The organism is Thiomicrorhabdus heinhorstiae (genome assembly GCF_013391765.2).
Classification (GTDB): domain Bacteria; phylum Pseudomonadota; class Gammaproteobacteria; order Thiomicrospirales; family Thiomicrospiraceae; genus Thiomicrorhabdus; species Thiomicrorhabdus heinhorstiae.
Map to the genome: position 1 here is coordinate 1 of NZ_JACBGI020000073.1, position 424 is coordinate 424.

Below are 424 nucleotides of genomic sequence, written 5' to 3' on the forward strand. Positions count from 1 at the left end.
GTAATGCCTAGGAATCTGCCTGGTAGTGGGGGATAACGTTCGGAAACGGACGCTAATACCGCATACGTCCTACGGGAGAAAGCAGGGGACCTTCGGGCCTTGCGCTATCAGATGAGCCTAGGTCGGATTAGCTAGTTGGTGGGGTAATGGCTCACCAAGGCGACGATCCGTAACTGGTCTGAGAGGATGATCAGTCACACTGGAACTGAGACACGGTCCAGACTCCTACGGGAGGCAGCAGTGGGGAATATTGGACAATGGGCGAAAGCCTGATCCAGCCATGCCGCGTGTGTGAAGAAGGTCTTCGGATTGTAAAGCACTTTAAGTTGGGAGGAAGGGTTGTAGATTAATACTCTGCAATTTTGACGTTACCGACAGAATAAGCACCGGCTAACTCTGTGCCAGCAGCCGCGGTAATACAGAG

At 52.6% G+C, this 424-nt stretch carries 1 rRNA gene; it reads left to right on the plus strand.

The window, feature by feature from the left end:
* Positions 1-424: ribosomal RNA gene (locus H8792_RS12425) — 16S ribosomal RNA — on the plus strand; the annotation flags it as partial.